Source organism: Paenibacillus xylanivorans (assembly GCF_001280595.1).
Taxonomy (GTDB): Bacteria; Bacillota; Bacilli; order Paenibacillales; family Paenibacillaceae; genus Paenibacillus; species Paenibacillus xylanivorans.
This window is the reverse complement of the sequence record NZ_LITU01000059.1, coordinates 415,563-438,466: the sequence shown is the minus strand read 5'-3', so window position 1 is coordinate 438,466 and position 22,904 is coordinate 415,563. Positions and strand designations below refer to the sequence as shown.

Here is a 22,904-nt window from a genome sequence, read left to right as displayed (position 1 = left end):
CCACATTTCACAACCCGTTAACTTACCCTTCATAAAAGTAAACATGTAAAAGCTAAATCAAAACCTAGTCAAACCCAGAGTACCTGCGGATTTGGGCCTATTGTGCCTGTGCATTCGTGGGTGCTCTTTTCTAAATCTGGCAAATGTTCCGCCCTCAGATGTTTACAAAGTCCTTCATTTATACCTCTTCATCACCCCTGTTATGCTAATTCTCTTCCTAATGCTCCACTAGCTGTGGTGGAACTTTCCTGAATGGTGAACAAAATCTGAATTTTTCTTCCCCCTCTTGCAACCTTTCTCTAGTACATTTCAGCACCTCAATATGGAGGAGGATAGAGCATGATCTTCATAGACACAGAAAAAGAAATCGTTAACGAAATGTAAAGTAATGCAGGGATATGTCAAATTTTTAATAGGCGCTTTCATTGCGTTGACCCTGCCCTCAAAGTTTCTTATATTTACTCCCGACACAACAACTGAGAACGGTGGTGGGATGATCTTGTTCAACAATAAAGGAAAGAAAATGCTTGCTATGCTTACGCTTATACCACTGGCTACGGGCCTTGTAATGGGAGCTTTTCCTGCTGCGGTAACCTATGCGGATGCGGGAGATAACACACCAACCAACAGCTCGGCAACAGGTTCATGGCAAACGGGGGATTTGCACGTACATACCTTTGAGTCCGACGATGCGCAGAATTCCCTGGGAAATGTACTTGACGCGGGACTGACGAAGTATGGTCTGGACTGGATTGCGCTTACGGATCATTTGCGGTTATCCAAGCGGGATCACAACGGGGTAGACATTCCAGGCGGATCGATTCCGATGTCCCAGGGGATGAACGAATATCAGGTGCCACAGATCAAAGCACTTCAGGAAGCAGGCAAATACGCAGGCAAGACGATTTTCTCCGGTTTCGAATGGGACATGCCGACGCATGAACACGTTGGGGTGGGGATTCTTACGGATGAACCGAATTCGACCGAAGCGCTGGAAGCTGCGAACGAATTTGAATATCGTTTTACGAATCGCGCAGCGAATCTGTTCGATGTGGCTGACGTATCGAATTGGGATCAGATGGGGGGACGTGCCTATACGACTCATCAGGATGCACTGGCTGCTATCAATTGGCTGGCAACCAAGTATCCAACGACAAGTTATGCGATGATCAACCATCCTTCACGCGGCAAAAACAAATATACTATCGCGGACTTCCGTGAGTTCAACGATCTGGCCCCGCAAGTTGTATTTGGGATCGAAGGCATGCTGGGTAACCAGATGGAACCGGATCGTGGCGGGTATAACACAAAATACAACGTTGCTAATCCAACAGCAGATGATGGATACAAATATCGTACATATGGCGGTGTGGACTATATGGTAGCCAAGGTGGGCGGTCTTTGGGATGCATTGCTGGGAGAAGGGCGTCACTTCTGGAACTACGGCAATTCGGACTACCATTTCAAGACGATTGACACGAATTCCAGCGGTTATTTTCCGGGCGAATATGCCAAGACCTATTCGTGGGTTGATGGTACAGGCATGCAAGCCGTGCTGGAAGGACTGCGTTCGGGGAAATCCTTTTCCGTATTCGGTGATCTGATCAACGCACTGGACTTCACGGCTTCCGGCGCAGGCACTCAGGCTGAAATGGGCGGAGACCTGGGTGTGACCCAAGGCGATGAAGTGGAACTGAAAATTCGGTTCAAGAGTCCAACGACGAGCAACAACTATGAAAAACCAATCAACAGCGGCACGTCTGCTGGACAAGTACCGGTGGTTGATCACGTAGATCTCATCGCGGGAGATGTGACGGGCAAGGCCGAGAAGGGCACAGCCGCATATTCCAAAGACACCAACGACTCTACTAAAGTACTGGCAACCTTCACGTCCAACGATTGGACAACAGATGCCGAAGGTTACCATGTCATCACGTACAAAATCAAAGCCACCGACCAGGATAAATATTATCGCCTGCGTGGTACAAATCTGGGCATGAATGTTACTGGTGAGACTGTAGATGGTGAACCGCAGCTTGATCCAAAGATCACAACAGCTGATGCAGAGACTCGCTTCAACGAGATCAATGATCAGAACTATCGCGATCTGTGGTTCTACTCCAATCCGATCTTTGTGAGTGCCACACCTTACAGTGATGCACAGGCGGTAACGGATACGCTTCAAGCGATTGACCTGGGCGATCTGAACGCGGTCACTTCCGATCTTACCCTTCCTGTTGAAGGAAAACATGGAGCCACGATTAGCTGGTCCAGCTCTAACCCGGAATTGATGGATGCACAGGGAAAACTTCTGACACAGCCTGAGAATAATGAGCGACTGGAATTGACGGCAACAGTACAACGTGGCAGCGAAACGGATACCAGAACGTTCACAGTCATTGTGGAAGGAACGAATAATCAGGTATTAGTGTTAAAAAGCAACATGACCACTGCTGACGGCCAGCCGTATCATACGGATACATGGACAAACCAGTCCGTAACGGTTAGTGTAACCAGCGCAGTATACGCGCCAGCCACTTCGGCGACGATCGAGCTGTCTCTTGATGAAGGCCAGACGTATGAGCCGTATACGGAGAATACACTTTTGGAGATAACCGAGGCTGGAGAGAATAAGCTGTTATTCAGAGCGACAGACGATCTGAACGAAACGTATACTTTACCATTGGTGGTCAAAATAGACCGCGAAATCCCTGTCATCACCCTGCAAGGCAGCAGCCAGATGACATTAACGGTGGGAGATACGTATAACGAACCTGGAGCACAGGCTGCCGATAATGTGGGCATCAGTGGTTCCGTGCAGATTGACGGCACAGTGAACACACAGGCGGCGGGGATCTACACCCTTCGTTATAACGTGAAAGATATTGCTGGAAATGCGGCACAAGAAGTGATACGTACGGTTACCGTGCAAGCCCGTTCGGGCAATGGCGATGGTAATGGGGGCAACTCAGGCGGGAATTCTGGGGGAAGCACACCAAGTGTGCCAACAACGCCTTCAGTTCCAACCACACCTACGAACCCGGATACGGGGTCAGGTTCATCTACTGAAGTGAATGTAGAGGTAGGAGCGAATCAACCTGTACAAACGGGTCTCAAAGACATCGTGCAATTCAACGCTCCGGCAGGAGCCATTGGGGAAAAAGATACATTGCAGTTATCTGTCGTGTCCAAGGACCAATTGCAGAATGCAGCTTCGCTGAACGTACTGGGCCAAGCAGTGCAGATTACTCGCAGTGGAGGACGGACATTAAACGATCAGGCAGCACTGAGCCTGCAATATGATGCTTCCAAGCTGCCTCAAGGTACACAGCCAGCGATCTACTATTATAATGAAGCTCGTCAGAGCTGGTTATTTGTCGGCGGGAAGACAAACGCAGCAGGAACGGTGACGACGAATGTGAATCATTTGGGAACCTTCGTGGTATCCAGTTACGTACCAGCCAATCTGTCCGATCTGAACGGACACTGGGCATCCGACTATGCAGATCGTTTGATGGGCATGGACGTGATACAGGGTTACACAGATGGTACTTTCCAACCATCCAAGAAGATTACACGGGCAGAGTTTGTTACGTTGATCAGTAAGGCACTGGCCTTGAAGTCTGTGCAGTCGGATACGACATTTGCAGACCAAAGCAATCTGCCAGACTGGGCGAAGAGTGACATCGCCGCAGCCGTACAAGCCGGAATCGTGAAGGGCTATGGAGACAATACGTTCAAGCCTAATCAGACGATCACTCGTGCCGAGATGGCTGTGATGATGGCAAATGCATTGAAGTTAAGTCCAGATGCACAGACGGGAACGAGTGGAGATACTGTAAAACCAAGCTTCACTGATGCGACGCAAACGCCGTCTTGGGCGCAGGAAGCACTGAATACAGCCGTTCAGGCCAAGATTGTGAACGGATATACGGACAATACGGTTCGTGCAGGGAATATGACGACCCGTGCGGAAGCTGCTGCAATGATCTATAAGTTGTTGATGGCGATGTACGTTTGATCTTAATAAAAGAATGAAAGCAAGGGCCATCCTGAGAGGGATGGCCCTTGTTTATTTTATAGTTAACTCATATATTTCAAATAAATGATTATTTACTTGTCTCGTCCAACTCTCAATTTTATCACCTACATTAACATCGTTGAAATCAGCCTCAATTCGCATTTTACTGAATTTTGCATCTGCTTGATAGAAGTCACTCGAAGTAACATAAAACCTCGAATTTTTCGTTACATTCAGATATTCCCCATTATCCAGTACGATGGAGTAAAGTATCTTGTCTCCGTCTACTTTACTGTTTTGCTCTTTTATTTCAACGACGGTGCCTGTGTAATATTGTTGTTCCTTTGCTGGTGAAGACCACCCTTTCATAAAATCCGAAAATAAAATAAAATAGACAACTACCAGAAGCATCACGACAAAGCTGCTTATCCAGATAAAGGGCCCAATTTTTTTTGCTTTCAACCTTTTCATCCTTCCTCAATGTACTTACAGTATGTAGCATTTATTATGTAAGTTAAAGCAATCCAAAACGAAAGTGTCACGAATAGAGAAATATATCAGCCGATCCTGGAGGGCAAGGGATTGAATAATTAATTCTATAGCAAAAAGATCGGAATAAATAAGGCAGGCAGCAGATTCAATACCTTGATCTTCGTAATCTTCAAGATGTTCAACCCCGTACAAAGCGCCAGGATGCCGCCGATCAGCTTAATTTCGTTCATGATGTTCGTTGTCATGAAGACGGATAAGAAATCAGAAGAGAAGAAGACCAGAACTTCGATGACCAATAGAATAAACGCTGAGAAGATAATGCCGATCCCGAAGGTGGATGCCAGAATCAATGACGTAATGCCCGAGAAAATCGTATTAATTTGCAAAAGGTATTATCCTCCTGTAACGCACTTTGCAGTGGCTCCAGAATCAGGATCGATTCCACGCACAACAATTAGATGGCAACCGTTAATCCTTCATTTAAGCCATTGGACGAGAATTTCGTCATGATGTTGGACAAGATGTTCTCGAAATTAATCAGTTGCCCAATGATCCCGCCTAAGGTCAGGAAGATGATAAACATAATCTGATATTGGCTGGTGGAGATGCTGCTCATGGTTGTACTCATGCCTATGATGAGCGCGCTGATCCCAATCACTTGATTGAGTGTGGACTTATAACCGTCATTCATGAACCTTTTGGAGATGGCCCCAAGGGTACTCCCGCATATAATGAAAAAACAATTGATCAATATACCAAGCATGATTTCACTCCTGAATTCACCAAACTGAGTTTAGAACATCGTCGACTTCTTTGATTCTTGTGACAGATGGTGTTTGGATTAGATTTCCTTTGACCATGACCATAGAGACGTCTGACAAGGCCTCAATATGTTCCAGCGGATTTTGCTTCATAATAATCAGATCAGCATGTTTCCCGATATCCACCGTCCCTGTAACATCCTCAACGCCCAGAATCTTCGCATTGGTTCGAGTCACCATGTCGATGACCTGTTTGTTGTTCAGGTTGGCCTGTCTCATGTAGTGATCCATTTCTCTCCACATATCATAGTGAGTCACGTAAGGCATGGCGGCATCGGTACCGATCCCAATGGTGATGTCGTTTTCGATCGCTTGTTTTACACCTTTGAGCATGGAATCGTAGACGAGTCTGGAATTTTCTTTTACCGTTGCACTTACCTTCGTTACGCTGGTATCCAGTGAAGCGGAGGGATAGGCGGCTTGCAGGGTGGGGATGAGTGCGGTGTAGCCATTCAAGGCATTTGGATTATTTTTGTACAAACGAATGATTTCGTCGTCCATCTCCGAACCGTGCTCGATCGTATCGACGCCACCCTGTAACGCAACGCGTACACCTTCCGTGCTTTCCACATGCGCTGCCACCCGCAGGCCAATCTTATGCGCTTCATCGCAGATCGCTGCAACTTCGTCCACCGTCATCTGTAAACGGCCAGCTTCGCCCACCATTTTCGCATCCGTCACGCCACCCGTCACACATATTTTGATCAGATCAACGCCGTGTTTCACATTGATCCGTACATTTCTTCGTGCTTCCCACGGGGAGTCGCCAACCAGAGCCAGGAATGGAGCACCGTGTCCGCCCGTTACACTTAGGAAAAACCCGGAGACAAGCAGATTGGGGCCGACAAAGTCACCGTTGTTAATCTCATCCCGCAGCTGGACGTCCGTGTAAAAGAATTCCCCCACACTGCGCATCGTCGTCACACCCGCATGGAGTGCGGTCAGCGCGTTGCGTTTCATTCGTTTTTTCAAAACGTTTCTGCCAAACTTGGTGTTCAATATTCGATCATAGGCAAACTGCAACATGCCTTCACTGACCGAGAGACTGAACGGTTTACCATCTGCAAAGAGGTGTACGTGTGCATTGATCAATCCAGGCATCACGTATTTCCCTGAAAGGTCGATTGTGGTGTAGTGACTTGGGATAAGCAGTTCGTTATCTTGGCCGATAGTCTGAATAAGTCCTTGTTCATTGACGAGAATCGTCATGTTTTTTTGCAGATTGCGGCTTGAGTCGCCGTGGATCAGATTGACGTTTTTCAATGCGTAAGCAGTGTTCATATTGTGTTCCTCCTTAGAATGTGGGTGAGGTGAGCAGTTAGGGTAAAGGTAGATAGTTGATTAAATAATGAATAATTAATTCATTTTTAGTTCAAAAAAATAGCCAGATCATCTGGTGGATTTTTTTGCGTGCAAACCAAGTGAAGTTGATCTGATCTGCACGCTTTGTCTATCTGGCATAAGTGATGAGATGGAGCGTTATTCGTTGAGGCTCTTCATACCGTACAGTCTGTATACATACAACGCTTCGAATATTTGCTTCCGGCTGTCCTCACTCATATCCCGCTTCAATAGATCCAGGTTCATGTCGATCACGTTGTGCGCGAGGATGTTCAGTAAGATCAAATTCTCCTCGGTGCCAATCTCATACCGTTTATATTGATTCTTGAGATAGGCCTTCTTGGTTTCGATCATTAGCTCAACAAGTTCATTCTTGGCGTTGGTGTAGATGGTGCCTTTATTCTTTTCAAAGATGATCACGATCTGATTCCGATATTTCCGTAATACGTCCACCTGTTCCTGCAACAGTGCCGACTTTCGCTCGCTATCCGTTTCCTCGAAAAGAGTCTGGTTATCAAAGTGAATCGTCTCCACCAGCACATTTTTCAGATAATCCACCAGATCCGGCGGCACGACGGCGCAGAATAGTTCTTTCTTGTTCTTAAAATAAGTATAGATGTTGCCCACGGAAATATTGATCTCATCCGCAATATCGCTCATCTTGGCATCGACATAGCCTTTCTCAAAAAAGACCTTGAGCGCCGCGTATTCAATTTCTTTCCTGACTTCGTCTTTCTTGGCTTGCACCATCGGGAACGACTCCTTAATAGTGAATGGTTGGTTCGTTATTAGGATAGATCTTTTTGAGGGGGGGGGCAAATGTGAAAATGTTGAGAATATTACATGAACGTTGGAAATTTCGTGTCAAGTAATAGAAGAGTTAATCATATTTTACTTTAGTATTAATTAAAACGTTATATGAATCAATTTCATAATGCTTAGTTGCAGAATCGTAGACTAACCGAATTTGAGCATTTTTGTTTTTGAAAATTAGGCTGCTTGTTCTTGTAATTGGCGACTTAGACGATCTCATGCTAACTTTGCGACATTATAAACCAGCGTTACCAAGTTAAAATGTGCCTTCGCTTTTTGATCGGTTCGATGTCTTACATTGTTCAACTGGAAGAATTGCTTTAGGTAAGCATTGACTCTTTGGACTGCAGATCGTTTTTTAGCGAGCTCTTTCCGACGTTTTGAGCCTCGAGCCGGAGCGCAATACTTTCTAAGATCAATCGTGATCTTCATTTTGTAAACCTTTTGGCAAAGTGAATCTTGCGCTAATGGACAGCTCTCACATTCTTTCGGTCGAACGTATTTGACCGTTTCATAGTTCGAGTCGTAGCTGTCGTAACGATAAGAATGCTCTCTCACACAGGTAGGGGCGAAGTGTTCGTCAAACCCGACAAGTTCCGGTTCCCGCCGACGGTTATAAGCGGTAACGGCATGGGCCTTCGCTTCTCGAACTTGCTTATATATGGGCTCATAATCGTAACCTGCATCCATGGCTGCATATTTGAAATCGAAATTTGGATGCTGCAAAGCAACCCCTTTTAGGATAGGAATCGCGGCTTTACCATCATTCAAATTTCCAGAAGAGAGCATGGCTCCCAGGATATACTGACTCTTGGTTCCTACTGCAAGATGACCTTTATAGCCATACCAGAAGACGTTTTTTCCATCACTATTTTTCTTGATTCCCCACCTACGGGTTAAGAGGCATTTCATCCCTTAGAACATGGAACGTCTCACTGAATTGTGCAGCGATTTCTTTCTCGAAGATTGGCTTTTGTTTCTCTTCTTCTTGTTTTTGTTCGAGCCAAGCCTCACGTTCGGTTCTTGATTTTCGCCCACGCTTCTTAGGTTCGGGTTTTTCCTTTTCTTGCTTTGCAGGCGCTTGATCCCGAGCTTCGATATGCGTTGCATCTATGGCAACGGTATCGTCCGTAATGAATGATTCGGCCATGGCTTGCTTTAACAACTGTTCTTGCGTGTATTCCAGCTATCCGTTTCCCATAACTGCTTGGAGCCCGTTATCTCGCGATTGTTGGCAAGTCGCTTGGGATGCTTTACTTTAATTTTCCGCTGTGGACGAAGCAGGGCCATTTGTTTGCAAAGACGATAGACCTTCTTCTTGTTAATCTCCAGATGATGGCGTCTTCGAAGAAGTATGTTCAGCTTACGTTAATCGTAGTTTGCACTTTCGCCAGCTAAGAACTCGATGATCTATTCGCTTATCTGTTCATCACTGATTGGCTTGCCTTCTTGTGTATAAGATAAACCAGATGCGGGGCGCCCAACCCTGTGGACAGTCTCTTGAGGTTGCTGCTTGTTTCTATTCACATGTGCATAATACGTGAACCGCTCTACTTCTAGCACACGTAGCACGAAGCTAACGTTATTGCCTTCCCCGATATGCTTCTGGGCGATCTCTATTTTTATCCGCAAGTGTGGGTTCGTTTTTTTTTTTTTTAGTAGGTCTTTGAGAATGTCCCTTTCTAAGGCTTGCTCTGCAAAGAGCTTCTTAAGCTTTTCATTCTCCTTCTGCAGCTGTGCATAATCTTCTGCAGTGGGCACATATTTCGCTTGCTTGAAGCTGGCTCCATCCAATTGATAAAGATCCTTTCGGTTCAGTTCTCTATCCCTCCGCCTCAATATTATTGTATCGGAGTAAGGGGTGTACTATTTTTTTTGTTTGAATCTTAAATATGTTTATACACTTTTTTTGATCAATCGACTTTAAATGACATAATAAAACAAATTATACCTCTATAAGAAATAAATATATTATATATACTAGGACTATACAAACTTTATGTAGGTAAATGTCATAAAAGTAAAATATAGCACACTTTTTGATTGCTTGAGGTTTGTAAATTTATATTCACTAGGAGATGATTAGATTGCCAAGAAGGACCAAAATCAAGATTTTTGTGATTTTGCAGACATGTTTGATGCTTATTTTTACAATGCCTGTCTACGCTGCAACATACATCTATGATGATGCAAATCGACTAACAACAGTGACTTACGATAATGGTGCCCAGGTTCAGTATACCTATGATAATGCAGGTAATCGCTTGACTGCTCATAAGACAGGGTTTGGTAATTTACTGAAAAACCCGGGATTTGAACGGTATTCGGGAAATACAGGAGTCGGTGATCGGTGGAGTAAAGTTGAGAGTAGTGGTATTACAGGTACTTATCAAATTGTAAATAATTACGTGAAATCTGGTATACAAGCACAGAAAATCAGTGCTACTGGTCTGAACAATGAGCAGACGATTGGTGTAATGCAAACTGTGGCTGTACAACCTTACCAAGCATTTGAATTGAAGGGCGCACTGCGTGTAGATTCATTGAATCAGGCTAAGGCAAAATTATTTGTGGAATTTCATAGTGCAACAAATCAATATATAGGCGGAAAAGTAATAGAACAATCACAAGTAACTAACGGCTATGTAACCTTGCAAGGTCAAGGAGTAGTACCAGGAAATGCAACAAAAGCACTCATTCAAATTGCTATTAGTGGTACGGGAGCTAATGGATCAGGAACAATTTATGCAGACGACATAGAGTTCAAGATCAATCAGGCTTCGCTTCAAGTAACAAGTACCAGTCCTGAGGAAGGAGCAGAGCAAGTAAATCCTTTGCAGCCTATTGTGATTACTTTAACAAAACCTGTTACTGCAGGATCGGAATACAGCGATATTGTTCTGAAACAAGGTGATCAGAGTATAGAATCAATTCTTCAGATTGAACAAAATATATTGACGATCACGCCAACACAACCATTAGAACTGGATCATACATTTAAGCTGAATATGCCAAAAGATGCGTTAAAGGATGCCGAAGGTAATGAATTGGAGAGTCCATTGACGCTAACCTTTGCCACAAATTCAGTTGATGGTAATTTGCTGCTTAATTCAGGTTTTGAACAGTATACAGGCAACAATGGGGTTGCAGATGATTGGAACAGTCGTCAAAGCGATGGGGTAGATAGCACTTTTGAGATAGTAGACACTTCGGTTCAGTCAGGATTGAAGGCACAGAAAATGAATGTGGCAGGATTGAGGGAAGATGATTCAGTTGCTTTATACCAAGAGCTAGAAATAGAACCTGCAGACAGCTTTGAATTGAGTGGCTTAATAAACGTGGAGTCGCTTAATGGTGCAAGAATGGGGATACAAGTAAATTTTTATAATTCTACAGGCGAATATCTTGATGGTAAGTTCATTGAACTGTCTCAACCGAGTGCTAGTTATGTAAATCTACATGATCAAGGAGCGATCCCTTTGGGAGCTTCAAAAGCATCTGTTCAAGTACTAATTACTGGAACTGCAGATGATGGGGTTGGAATTATCTATGTTGATAATTTATTTTTCAAGACAGCGATAACTCCAGTTGAAGCGCCAGAAACATTGCCAGAGTCCACTCCTGAAGTAAAAGATATCCTTCTAAACCCAGAGTTTGATCAATATACAGGTACGGAAGGCATTGCGGATGATTGGAATAAGCTCGTTAGTGACGAGACCGAAGCCATCTATGAGATGGTTAATGAACCTTTGCAATCAGGAGTTCAGGCTCAGAAAATAAGTGTGACAGGATTAGAAGAAGGAAAATCTGTAGCAGTATATCAAGAAGTTAGTGCATCTCCAGATCAATCTTTTGTGCTGAATGGCTCACTATTTGTGCAGTCATTACTACACGTCGACATTGCATTCCATGTTGATTTCTATGATGCCACAGATACGCTCGTAGGCAGTAAAGTCATCACTCAAAGTGAAGTAACTGAGGGTTATGTGACTTTACAAGACCAAGGAGTTACACCGTCTAACTCTGTCAAAGCTGTAGTGAATGTCACAATTAAAGGTTCAGCCTCTGATGGAGCTGCAAGTGTAGTTATAGATCATTTGCATTTTAATATTAGACAAGAAGAGCAAGCGATCGGAAAATCTAAAAATAAATTGAAATTTGTAACATCTAAATTAAGTGATGGGGTGTATAAATATGTCAAAAAATAAAAATGCGCGCAAATGGTTAATATGGCCACTATGTGCGGGATTAGTTATATCTCTTATCTCACCTGGAACGACAGGTTTTGCCGAGGCGGTTGTTGAACATTTTAATGAAGTGTTGCTAGGTAAGCCTGAAGCTCAGCATATTATTGAGGTGCCAGATCAAGCCCCGGATATCAAGGTAGAACACAATAATCATTTGGAGAGATTTCAGGAGTTTGTGTCTCAGGAGGAAATTGTGCATGAAGATAAGGTTGTGCAACCTTTAACGAATACTGCAACAGCAAGATTAATGGCAGTAGATGTCGATCGGAAGGATGTATTTAATCTGTCTCAAGAGCAGATCGAGGATTACTTGGCAAAAGGATATAGCATTGAAGATTTATATCAATTGGACGAGCTAGCAAATCGATTATTAATTGCTCCCCAGGTTATTGAGAGTCGCAAAGAAAGTAGCAAATTAACATGGACTGATCTTGAGAAATTATTGGTACAAGAGCAGGAAGCTGAACAACTGAATGCTTTGTCACAGGATTATCCTAAGGAATATGCCCAACTACAAAAAGAGAAGTTTTCAGATAGAGAGGTATTGATTCTCCTGATCTCGTACGATGAGGGCAAGGGGAATTTATCGGAACTTTTAAAAGTCTATCGCTCACAAGGTGAACCTGGGCTTGCCAACTATAAAGGTACTGTACAAAAGAGTTTACAGAGTAAGACTAGCAAGGGTAGTGAGTCTTCGATAGACCCTGAGGTTTTAGAGAGAATACACGTACTTTCCAAGGATACAGGGGTACCGTTATCAGATTTATTGGAACAATATCATACAGCCAAAGAACTCAGTCAGCAAGTATTTGTAGAAAAGGAGTAGTTGCGGATGAGAAGAGTAGGGGTATGGTTAAAAAATGGTATTGTAGCTTTGCTTGTTTTTATCATCAGTTCACAAGTGGGTATTTCAAATGTTAATGCCCAGATTAATGGACAGCAATTAGAAAGAGTACTCAATGGACTTGTTACTCCAAAGTTAGTTAATGAGTCAAATAAACCAAATCTGGCTGATCGCAGCAGTGTCTCAGAGTCTGTTGACCCTGCTACGGGAACACTGACAATCACTGAGATTGATCTTAGTTTGCCTGGTAAGGACGGGCTAGATTTGACGATTGGACGTCAATATAATTCCAGTCAGGCTGAAATAGGTAGTAAGCGTGTGTCTGTAACTACGAGTTCATCTCAGCAAGTTGGCTTTGGGACTGGGTACTATGTCAATATTTTATATTGGGATTTGAACACCAAGAAGTATGGAGTATATTTTCCAGGATACTATTCAAATATAAATTCCGCACATAGTATTGCTAACTATCATATTAAAAATCAGCCTGACAGTGGGCGTGTATACATTGATTATGATGTGGAATATAAAACGGTCCAGTATGTTCAGATTACTTATACAACAGCAACTAAAATTTATCCTGATGATAACTCATATATCCGTTCGCGTTATGATTTGGGTGGAGGATGGGCACTGACTTTTCCTTCACTGCAAATCGAAGATGGCTATGTCCATTACCATAATGGTAAAGGGGCAGCATATGTAGTTAAATTTGACGGCAGTAACCGCGGGCAGTTAGAAGATTATGGCCGAACCGATGTCGAGCTATTATACGATTCTGGCTTTAACAATGGGCAAATGACATCTACGTATGCTTTGGTTGATCAGAACAAGCAGAAAACTTATTTTGGAGGTGATGGTAGATTATTAGGTATTAGGGACCGCTTTAATAATGAAATTAAATTTACGCATATAAATAGAAATATGAACGGTAGAACTTATCCTGTTATAACCAAAATTGTAGATTCAATTGGTCGAAATGTAGATTTTTCCTACCAAAGTAACCTTAACGATCCTAATTTTGATAGTCAAAATATGACTGAGAACATAACCCTTACCGTCAGTCATCCTTCTACAACCGAAAGAAGAACTATTGTGTATGCAAAGAGAAGGGATCAGATCAGCATTTTCAACAATGGGACACTCGTAGGCAAGAGATATGAGCCATATCTTAATGCGGTTGTTGATGTGAAAGGGAATGTTTCTTATTTTGAATATTTCCCAGCAACAGAAAAGTTCGATGCTACCAGTAAGTATTTAAATAATAGTTCAGCAGGTACAGCTGTTCATCTACTGGAATACGCAAGATATCCACGTTCCGCTACTTTCTATGAATATGCTGTTATTTCACGAAACTGGGGTGGAGAGGGTGCATATCAAGTATTTCAGGTAGCGAAAAGATGGGATGGCTTAAATCACTATAAGTATGACGCTCCCAATCCAAGTGTCTCTACTATCGGACCTTATAATCAACAAGATTATACTTACTTTGGGGATGTAACTGGTTATCCTACTTATTATGCAGAAGAGGGGATTCCTGAGTCCTACCGATTTGGATCAGAGGCTAAAAATCAAGATGGCGTTAGAACAAGATACACATTTAATGGTAAGAAGCAGTTATTGATGACGGAGCAAACGGCTACTAATGGAGAGAAAACGACAGATACCATACAAAGTTATCATCCCACATTCAAAAATAAACCGATTAGAGTTGAGACGAAAGTAACTAGTGGTAGCAGGGAGAACAGATTCTATCAGAACTTTGATTATTATAGTTGGGGAGATCTACAGAGTGTGAATCGTCCTCTGACTGCTGCGCAGTTAAATGATCCCGCGCAAGTGCAGCAGCATAGCACAACTTATGAATACGAACCTAACTATAAGCTACCGTCGAAGGTTCAATACTATCAGTCGCCGGGTAATCTGTTGACGGAACAATATACTTACGATTATCAGGGGAGACTAAAGACAGCACAAAATGTCAATGGTGAGGTTACTACTTATAACTTTACCCAAGCATCAGATGGTAGAACGTTGGAGACACTTTTCCCACTTGAGAATGGCAAAACAGCAAGAACAGTCTCTTATTTTAGTCAGAGTGGTGGATATCAATTATTTCCGACTTTAATTAAGAGCTATTACACGAACGAATATGGACAGCTTACGGAGACCTCTGTCCAGCGCACATATAATGTTCTACTAGGTCTGATGACTTCGGAGACGAACGCAGATAACAAGACTACACAATATCAATATGATCTATACGGAAGACCAACGAAAATCATTTATCCTGTGAGCAACAGCCAGAGTGGGGAGCGATATCAAAGGGAAGATGCGCTTCAATACTATGATCAGATTGTCGATAGCAGTCCTAATTACTTTGATCAGCAGAATAAGTATCTCATTACAACTCGAATTGACTCCCATACGAAAACTACTAGATTAGATGATAATGAGGTCAGCTATGATGATGTTAAACATGAATTTTACAATGGATTCGGTAATGGAGTTCTACTAGGCCAACTTGACAATTTAGCAGGAAATGAACTTGTTCTGGCTCAGTATCATTATGATTCTATGTCTCGTCCGATATATGTTATTGATACTAGTGGGAATGTATCAACAGCAGCCTATGATAAATGGGGGAGGGCATTTGAATCTACAGATGCTTTTGGTAACCTGTACCGTACGGATTACGATATTATTGATCGGAAGAATACCTCTTATCTGGTTGCGGCCAGTGACGTTACCGCTTTCCGCGCTAACGTTCAGGACAGTCTGAAACGGAATGTACTTGAAACATTTAGTGATCAATGGGGGAGAGAGATCGCAAGGAAAGGATATCCGAATTGGCCGAATCGAAATGCCGCAGTTGTTCAAGAGGATTACACTTATGATCACTTGGGTAATGTATTAACCTATGTGGATCCGAATCGGAATACAACCCGTTATCAATATGACAGATTAAATCGACTAACTTCCGTACAGGATGCATTGAATCAAACAACGTCGTATAGCTATAATAAGCTCGGGCAGTTGCAGAGTACAACTCAAACTGACGGAACGAAGAGTTGGGTGACAAATAAAACTTATGATGAAACAGGACTTTTGAAAACAAGTACTGATCCAGGTGCTAATCAGGACGTATTTAATCGCAATAAGCTTGGACAAGTCTCTGTCCGCAAAAATCCCAACAATACTTCGATCTATTATTTGTATGATGAAACGGGTCGAAGTACGATGAAGATTGCAGGATCGAATACGATAAAAAATGTATATCAGTTCCGTAAATTTGGTCCATCACGTCAGGAAGAACAACGGAATGGTTCAAGTGTTATAACTACCTATAGTGATTACAATATATATGGTGCGCAAAGGTATAAAGGGACGATATATGATGGTGTTGTCACAGTTGTACGACATGAGTATGACGATCAGAATAGATTGAAAAATATTGCTGATGCGTTTGATTATTTTACACACTACAAGTACGATAAGACGCGAATTAGTAAAGTACAGACGAATGGAACATATCAGGTTTCTGCAGCAGATAATGCCAATGCTCAGTATATCTATGAACCGGATGGTAAGATAAAGAGTATTATCTACCCGAGACTATCGGACGGTAGTGTGTTAACTACAGATAACCAATATGATGCTATTGGTCGGTTACTGAAAGTTACCAACAAGAAAGGTACTACGGTACTATCTCAGTATCAGTACAGTTATGATAGTAATGGGAACATCACTTCTGTAACAGATGCATCAGGTATAACTGATTATAAATATGATAAGTTGGATCGGTTAATTCAGGTGAAACGTCCTACAGGTGAGACGATAGACTACACCTACGATGCCCGAGGTAATCGTAAGACACTAGCAGAAGATGATCGTTTATTACAATTCGCTAGAGAACAGACGTATACATTTAACCTGTGGGATCAGCTAAAAACTATCACCGAAGGTAATATGACTACTGAGTTCGAATATGAAATGCAAGGACTGCGCTTGTACAAAGAGACAACGACTAGAGCGGCTAATGGAACAGGAAATCCACCAGTAAAAGAGAAAGTTCGTTATGCGTATAACAATAACGGACAGGTAATATCGGAGTCTAATGATTCGAATCAGGCGATTGCGAGTTATGTCTGGGGACCGGATCGGATGTTAGCAAAAAGAGATGCTAGCACGAATAAAAAGTATTATTATCTCTATAACGGTCACGGTGATGTTGTACAGATAATTAACGAGAACGGTACTACGGTGAATAGCTACCAGTATGATGAATGGGGCAATATCCTGCAGCAGACGGAAGAGATCAAGAATTCATTTAAGTATGCAGGAGAAATTCAGGATGAAGAGACAGGGCTATACTATCTGCGGGCGAGATATTATGATCCTGGGGTTGGACGATTTATAAGTAAGGATACGTATGAAGGCGAACTAAATAATCCGCTGAGCCAGAATTTGTATTCGTATGTTCATAATAATCCGTTGAAGTATGTAGATCCGAGTGGTCATAGGGTCTGGTTAATTCACGGAACGAATCTTTCGGGTGCCGAGCATCCAGAAGATACATGGACTCCGGATTTTGTGGAGTATGTGGAAGGACTTTTTAATGAGTCAAGTAAAAAGATGAAATGGACTGGTGGCAACTCAACTGGTGCTCGCTCAGAAGCGGCGAAGGATTTTGTGACAGAAGTATATGAATGGCATTCTAAAAACCCTGATGATCCAATAAGATTAGTTGGTCATAGCCATGGTGGGAATGTCGCCATCATGTTAGCTAATCTTTTAGATAAAAAAGGAATGAAAGTAGACACTTTGATTACAATAGCTACCCCAGTTAGGGGTTACAACTTAGACAAAAATACTTCCGTTGGCCAACACATTCATGTATACAATAAAAAGGACCAAATCCAGGTAAATGGAGGGCCTCTGTGGGCTTTGGGCGCTACTAAAGGGCGTACATTTAAAGGTGCCGAAAATGTGAGGGCCAAAGATGCTGAAAAGCCAGGCGTCTTTAGTCCGAACGGTGGACCTATTGATTCTCATTCGAGTATGCATAGCAACAAATCTATATGGGATAAATATATTAAACCGAAGTTGAAAAAGTAGAACTGAGCTGTCAATAATCAAAGAGGAGGGCGTGTATGGCAACATGGTTAAGGCTTTTAATCATAGTAATAATAATATTTAATGTTTCATCATTTGTATGGTTACTACTTGGTTCAACAGCCTATTTTCAACGAGAAATGGATATTGTTGGTACATTTTATTTATTAATCGTTGGTATTCCCGTTCTTTTGTTGGCTATATTATTTACTGTATTTCTCATTAAAGGAACTGTTCCAACAAATGGAGTACACTACATTGGAATTTGTCTGGGGCTGATACTGTCATTAATACTCTCTGCCATCCTGATTCATGGTGTTAACTCCAGTGGGTGGGCAAAAGAGAAGTTAGAAAGCGATTCACCAAAGATTACGGCTGATGGTAAGTATGAATATCATATTGACTTAATTAATTTGTTTCAAAGGAACAGTAAAGCGCGTCTTTATCTAAGGAATGTAAGCACCGGAGAGGAAAAGTTTATCCCTATTAATATCCAGACACGCAAAATTAAAACTCTTGCGGTTGGTAAGGTTAACCATTGGGTATTACTTGAACCAACGGACATTGACTCTCAATATATTCTGTACACGACAAAAGACCTTGGTCGCTTGCCCGAAGAAAAATTCAAAATAGACATTTTAGCAGGAACATCAAGTGGAGTTAAATAAATTTCATCAACCACAATGCGAATAGATTTCGTGTTGTGGTTTTTCTTTCATCGGGGGGCATGTATTTCCCACCTAGTGCCGAATGAATTAGGTGGCAATCTTAATAACCTATAACCTTAGAATACCAATGCCACCGATGCTTCAATTTGTTGTACGCGCTGGTACAAAACGGCCGAAGGGCGGTTCATTAACGAGGATACGTATGAAGGGAAGATTACGAATCCGTTGAGTTTGAATTTGGATACGTATGTGCATAATAATCCGCTGATTTATGTAGACCCTAGTGGGCATAAAGTTTGGCTGATTCACGGTACTTTCTCAACCGGGGATACATGGACTCCGCTTTTGTGAAATATGTGGAAGGTCTATTTAATGAATCAAGTGAAAAGTTAAATTGGACAGGAAAGAACAGTACTGGTGCTCGTTCAGATGCGGCGGAAGAATCCATAAATAAAGTGTATGAATGGCACAGTAAAAATCCTGACGAACCTATTAGATTGGTAGGGCATAGTCACGGGGGGAATGTAGCTATCTTGTTAGCTAATCTTCTTGAGAAAAAGGGAAAGAAGGTCGAGATATTAATAACTGTAGCGACTCCAGTTAGGGAATATAAGCTTGATACAAAGGTTGGGCAACACATTCAAATGTATAACAACAGAGATTCCGTCCAAATGGATATGGGAGGAAAATGGTGGCGATTAGGGTTTGGTTCTACATCTACGAGGAAGTTTAAGGGTGCAGATAATGTGCGTGCGAAAGACGGAGAGACTGGCTCGAAAATTGAAGCACATTCTACGATGCATAGTAATGTAGACATATGGAAGAAGTACATCGAGCCAATATTAAAATTAAAATGAAAAAGATGTTTACATGAGAGAGGAGGGTTATTTTGGCGATCTGGTTAAAATTTCTATTGATATTACTAATGATTTTTAATCTGTCATCATTGGTATGGTTTCTCCTCGGTTCTACAGCGTATTTCCAAAGAGGAATGGATATTATGGGAACAACCTATTTGTGGGGAGCTGGTATTCCTGTACTATTAATTACGATTGTATTTACTATATTTCTTTTTAACCGATTTCTCTCGTTTCTTCAATCCTTACTCTCACCCGAAAAAGTAGCATAGGCCGCTGTGGATGCTGGATACTTCACGCCAATTTTCAGTTCAATGGTTACTTGGGTTTTGGACACTTTCCGCTGTACACAGGTGAAAAAGTTACCGAAGCGGCGCTGACTTGGCCGAATCGACGGGGCTTAAAGCAGCTCATTATTCCCGTATTTCGACGAAAGCGGCCGAGGTGCCTTATGCGGTATTCAAGGGGCTATTTCATCTTTTGGTTGCTCAAAAGAATCGCCGTTTTCGTCGGCAGCTTGCTTTTCCCAAAGAGCTGCTCCTGTTGGATTCGACCACGGTTACGGTAGGCGAAACCCGTCTGCCTTGGGCGCCATATCATGGCAAGAAAGCAGGGATCAAACTTCATGTTGCGCTGCGAGAAACGGAACATGTACCCGAAAAGGTTGTAGAAACGCCAGGATCGCTTCATGATGGGCCAATCTCAGAGCAACTCGTGCATCCCGATTTCATTATGGTCATGGATCGAGCATATGGAAAAATTGAGCGACTGGATCGGTTCAAAACCAGCAACCAGTCTTATGTGGTCAGACTCGGAGATAACGTTTACTTCCACCACCCTCGCGCTCTGCGCAGACATCCATCGAAGGACTCTGGCGTAATTCGGGACATCTCATGCCAGCTAGGTACACCCCAAAATCGTAGCCAGGAACGTCACCGGGTGGTGATTTTTCATGATTTTGAGGGTCGAGAAATTCGAGTGGCTACCGATTTAACGGAGGTCAGCATTGAGCAAATTGCTCAAATGTATAAAGCTCGCTGGCAAGTCGAAGTCTTTTTCCGCTGGATCAAGCAAAATCTGAATGTGCCTAACTTATTTGGAACGACGGAAAATGCCGTTTACGGTCAGTTATACGGGGCTTTAATCGCTTATGTTATCTTCACAAGCCTCTTTGAGTCGGCAAAAAAGGCCGTACCCAAGCATGTAGAACTTTCATCTATTCGTTTTTTTCGTTTGTTTCTTACGGAACAATTGCCCGTCGAATGGCGAATGGTGATGTGACAGGATCATTTTTCAAATTCGGTTTTTCACCAAAATGGATTTACATAATTAGGATATTCACCAGACGTGATTAAGTAATATTGTATTTATTACGCAATGACGTACCACATTCTCTCTTTGGATGTGGTACTCTCCTTAAAAAGGAGGAAGTGACATGACAAGTACCAACAGCGAAGACCTCGCTTTGCAGTACGCACAACTTGTCCAACAGGAAGACGATTACGTCGACCAACTGATCACATGCAACAAACTTATCTTAGACGCCCTAGACATTATCGCGAAGCGAGCAGGGGTGTTACACATGGACACAGTGAAACAAGCAGCATATCACCTTCATGCCATGGAACAGGATCTAAACCGAAAGTTATTTAAAGTTCGACTGGAGAAGAGTATCTTGGCAAATCAAATGAGCCAGTCTACATAAAGTCACCTTAATTAAAGGAAAGTACAAGATCATATAAGATGATCCTGCGCTGTCCTTTTGCCTTTCCATCCAAACGTTTTCCGCCTTCAATTAAGCATTGACTTTCCTCCCAAATCCCCCTACACTTCAATTATTAAAATACTTTTAAAAACATTCATTGAATGGTTCGAAATGAATGAAAGGAGGCATATAACTAACGATGTTACCAACATCACACAACACCCAGCAGGTGAAGCGCATTAACGTTGAACTGGTGAAGAACACGCTCCGATCCATGGGCGTAGGCACAAAAGCTTCCATTGCGAACCTGACCAAACTCAGCGTAGCGACATGCGGCACGATCCTGAACGAATTACTCCAAACGGGTGAGATTATCGACCTGGGTCCAGATGAATCGAGCGGTGGAAGACCGGCGAGTCGGTATCAGTTTAATGCGGACTACGCAAGCGTACTGTGCCTGATTATTCGAACAGAGGGCGGCATTCACTCGATCACACATACATATGCCAATCTGAACGGGGAAATGGCGGACGAACAGACACTCATTTTAGATGAGATTAATGTAACGATAGTAGAGGATCTGATTGCAAACCTGATCGAACAACACCACAATGTGCAGGCCATTGGCATTGGTATACCAGGGGTGGCACACAACGGTGTGATTGGCATTTGCGATGTGTCGGAGCTAGCGGGTCAACCGCTGGGGCCAAGGCTCAAGGAGCAGTACGATGATGTGGAAGTGGTCATTGGCAACGACATGAACCTGACCGTCTACGGACTTTACAACCAGCAGCAATTTGAGGAAGAGAAAAACTTCGCGGTGGTGACTTTTCCAGAGAACCATTTTCCGGGTGCGGGCTTTATTATTGATGGTCGTCCGCTCACAGGGAACACGCAATTTGGGGGCGAGGTGTCCTTTTTACCTTTTGGCGTGTCACGAGAAGAGCAGTTGCGAATGTTGAAAACGACGGAAGGGTTGCAGGAACTGGTGGTACAGACGCTTGTATCCATCATCGCGATCATTAACCCGGCTACGATTGTAGTCACAGGCGATACGATGGACCCGGCTATGCGGGATGGCCTGACGCAAGGTTGTCTGGACATGATCCCACAGGAGCATATGCCCAAACTGATCATTCAGCGAGACACACGACGTGAATACCTAACTGGGGTGGTCGCTGTTACGTTGGAGAGCCTGACTTACCGCATCCAACTGATCGAGAAGCAATGGTAGTCAACCACATTTTATGGCACCTTAATGGAGGAACTTAATTTGAATCAGCAAGCAGGTACACAAGGAAACAAGAAGAAGTTCAACAAACTGTACGCCATGCAATTGGCAACGATTTTTCTGGGATTTATCGTGTTTGGCATATCGGAAAATATTAAGGGGCCAGCTATCCCGCGCATTCAATTCGACTTCAATCTGGATGAGAAACAGCTCGGGACGTTATTGTCCCTGAACGCACTGGGTTACCTGATTGCCTGCTCATTCACCGCTATCCTGGTTCGCAAATGGGGCATTAAGGCAGTTAGTGTCATCTCTTTTGCCTCCATGATCCTTTCGGGTGTGTTCATTTATGTGTCGCATACATATCCACTCTTTGCTTCATCATACTTCTTCATGTATATCGGAAACGGCATGCTGGAGATTGCGCTGGCGATTCTGGGGGCGCGGATCTTTGTAAAAAACACAGGTACGATGATGAACCTTTCCCATTTCTTCTATGGGCTGAGTTCAACGGTAGCTCCATTGCTGGCGACAGGTGTGATGTCGTTGCACGTGTTCGGACACGAACTGGACTGGCGCGGTATGTATCTGGTGATGTTGTCGCTCTGTCTGCTGCCGATCATTGCGGCGCTGCGCAGCAAGTTTCCGGGGGATGATCTTCCTCATGAAGATCGGACTTCACTGAAGACGTTAACACGTGATCCAGCTATCTGGCTGATGGTGCTCATTCTTTCTTTTGGCGTGGTATC

The 22,904-nt window shown here is 43.0% G+C and carries 16 protein-coding genes and 2 pseudogenes; 11 read left to right on the top strand and 7 right to left on the bottom strand.

Annotated features, from left to right (window positions below):
* Positions 1–499 precede the first annotated feature (499 nt).
* On the top strand, positions 500–4,021 hold the full coding sequence (locus AMS66_RS14920; protein WP_144424500.1) for an S-layer homology domain-containing protein: 3,522 nt from the start codon (positions 500–502) through the stop codon (positions 4,019–4,021).
* Positions 4,022–4,072: 51 nt separating this feature from the next.
* On the opposite strand, the gene AMS66_RS14915 is transcribed toward AMS66_RS14920, so the two are convergent.
* From AMS66_RS14915 to AMS66_RS14880, 7 genes and pseudogenes are all read right to left on the bottom strand, one after another.
* A complete protein-coding gene (locus AMS66_RS14915; RefSeq protein ID WP_053781525.1) occupies positions 4,073–4,483 on the bottom strand; it encodes a hypothetical protein in 411 nt (136 codons plus the stop codon).
* Between the two features lie 134 nt (positions 4,484–4,617).
* Entirely contained in the window at positions 4,618–4,899 is a 282-nt protein-coding gene (locus AMS66_RS34375) for a DUF554 family protein (RefSeq protein WP_053781524.1), read from the bottom strand.
* Positions 4,900–4,967: 68 nt separating this feature from the next.
* Positions 4,968–5,276 (bottom strand): DUF554 family protein, encoded by a 309-nt coding sequence (locus AMS66_RS34370; RefSeq protein WP_053781523.1) that lies wholly within the window; start codon positions 5,274–5,276, stop codon positions 4,968–4,970.
* A gap of 16 nt (positions 5,277–5,292) precedes the next feature.
* Positions 5,293–6,615, bottom strand: coding sequence for an amidohydrolase family protein (locus AMS66_RS14900; RefSeq protein ID WP_082350706.1), 1,323 nt, complete (start codon positions 6,613–6,615; stop codon positions 5,293–5,295).
* Between the two features lie 198 nt (positions 6,616–6,813).
* Positions 6,814–7,425 carry a TetR/AcrR family transcriptional regulator gene (locus tag AMS66_RS14895; protein ID WP_053781522.1) on the bottom strand — a complete coding sequence of 204 codons (612 nt, stop codon included), beginning with the start codon at positions 7,423–7,425 and terminating at the stop codon, positions 6,814–6,816.
* A gap of 279 nt (positions 7,426–7,704) precedes the next feature.
* Positions 7,705–8,674 (bottom strand): annotated as a pseudogene (locus AMS66_RS14890) (transposase); the annotation flags it as partial.
* 224 nt (positions 8,675–8,898) lie between these two features.
* Positions 8,899–9,282, bottom strand: a complete 384-nt coding sequence (locus AMS66_RS14880; RefSeq protein ID WP_053781519.1) for a hypothetical protein — start codon at positions 9,280–9,282, stop codon at positions 8,899–8,901.
* A gap of 293 nt (positions 9,283–9,575) precedes the next feature.
* On the opposite strand from AMS66_RS14880, the gene AMS66_RS14875 reads away from it, so the two are divergent.
* From AMS66_RS14875 to AMS66_RS33765, 10 genes and pseudogenes are all read left to right on the top strand, one after another.
* Positions 9,576–11,696, top strand: coding sequence for an Ig-like domain-containing protein (locus tag AMS66_RS14875; RefSeq protein WP_053781518.1), 2,121 nt, complete (start codon positions 9,576–9,578; stop codon positions 11,694–11,696).
* Positions 11,683–12,561, top strand: a complete 879-nt coding sequence (locus AMS66_RS14870) for a ribbon-helix-helix domain-containing protein (RefSeq protein WP_053781517.1) — start codon at positions 11,683–11,685, stop codon at positions 12,559–12,561. The genes AMS66_RS14875 and AMS66_RS14870 overlap by 14 nt, the downstream gene beginning before the upstream one ends.
* Before the next feature lie 6 nt (positions 12,562–12,567).
* Positions 12,568–17,697, top strand: coding sequence for an RHS repeat-associated core domain-containing protein (locus AMS66_RS14865; RefSeq protein WP_053781516.1), 5,130 nt, complete (start codon positions 12,568–12,570; stop codon positions 17,695–17,697).
* A gap of 35 nt (positions 17,698–17,732) precedes the next feature.
* Positions 17,733–18,362, top strand: coding sequence for a hypothetical protein (locus AMS66_RS14860; protein ID WP_053781515.1), 630 nt, complete (start codon positions 17,733–17,735; stop codon positions 18,360–18,362).
* A 153-nt stretch (positions 18,363–18,515) separates the two neighbouring features.
* Positions 18,516–18,653 (top strand): annotated as a pseudogene (locus AMS66_RS34705) (RHS repeat-associated core domain-containing protein); the annotation flags it as partial.
* A gap of 41 nt (positions 18,654–18,694) precedes the next feature.
* The gene (locus AMS66_RS14855) at positions 18,695–19,219 is read left to right on the top strand and encodes a PGAP1-like alpha/beta domain-containing protein (RefSeq protein ID WP_053781514.1); all 525 of its coding nucleotides are present in this window, start codon (positions 18,695–18,697) and stop codon (positions 19,217–19,219) included.
* Between the two features lie 381 nt (positions 19,220–19,600).
* Entirely contained in the window at positions 19,601–20,500 is a 900-nt protein-coding gene (locus tag AMS66_RS14850; RefSeq protein ID WP_144424498.1) for an IS4 family transposase, read from the top strand.
* Positions 20,501–20,654: 154 nt separating this feature from the next.
* Positions 20,655–20,924, top strand: coding sequence for a hypothetical protein (locus AMS66_RS14845; protein ID WP_053781513.1), 270 nt, complete (start codon positions 20,655–20,657; stop codon positions 20,922–20,924).
* A 199-nt stretch (positions 20,925–21,123) separates the two neighbouring features.
* A complete protein-coding gene (locus AMS66_RS14840) occupies positions 21,124–22,158 on the top strand; it encodes an ROK family protein (protein WP_053781512.1) in 1,035 nt (344 codons plus the stop codon).
* Between the two features lie 96 nt (positions 22,159–22,254).
* The coding region (locus AMS66_RS33765; protein ID WP_236703422.1) for an MFS transporter at positions 22,255–22,904 on the top strand (650 nt) is incomplete at its 3' end.